At 32.9% G+C, this 828-nt stretch carries 1 protein-coding gene; it reads left to right on the forward strand.

Going from position 1 to position 828, the window contains the following annotated elements; genetic code table 11:
• The coding region (locus GQX97_RS12800; RefSeq protein ID WP_198391239.1) for a PTS transporter subunit EIIC at nt 1-828 on the forward strand (828 nt) is incomplete at both ends.

Consider the following 828-nt stretch of genomic DNA (forward strand, 5'->3'; position numbering starts at 1 on the left):
ATCCATTATTTTGGTATACAGAATTAGGCGGTGTATTAGAAGTAGGCGGACAGTTGGTAGCTGGCGGACAGAGGATATTTTTCGCTCAATTAGCTGACCCTACAGTAACACATTTTAGTGCTGCTGCTACTAGAACTATGACAGGTGGATTTTTACCTATGATGTTTGGTTTACCAGCTGCAGCTTTAGCTATGTACCATGTGGCAGATGATGAAAACAAAACAAAAGCAAAAGGTATTTTATTATCAGCAGCTTTAACTTCATTTTTAACAGGTATTACTGAACCTTTAGAGTTTACATTCTTGTTTATAGCTCCTCCTTTATATGTTGTTCATGCTGTTTTAGAGGGTTTGGCATATATGTTAATGTATATATTAAACGTAGCTGTAGGTATTACATTCTCAAGAGGTTTAATTGATTTTACATTCTTTGGTTTATTACAAGGTATGGGTAAAACTTCTTATCAATGGATATTAATATTAGGACCAGTATATGCAGTTGTTTATTATTTTGTATTTAAATTCTTAATATTGAAATTTAATTTTGCCACTCCTGGAAGATCTGGAAGTGAAGTAAAATTATATAGAAGATCTGATTATAATGAAAAAGATAGTTCAAGAGCAAATGAGTCAGTTTCTAATGATGATGATAGTATAATAGATTCTATAGTAGAAGCATTAGGTGGAGTAGAAAATATAGATAATATAGATGCTTGTATAACAAGATTGAGAGTTACAGTGAATGATCCTTGCAAAGTTGCTAGTGATGATGCTTGGACTTCCCTTACTTCTAAAAAGCTTTTGAGAGCAGGAAATGGAATACAGGCTA

Source organism: Brachyspira sp. SAP_772 (genome assembly GCF_009755885.1).
Taxonomy (GTDB): Bacteria; Spirochaetota; Brachyspiria; order Brachyspirales; family Brachyspiraceae; genus Brachyspira.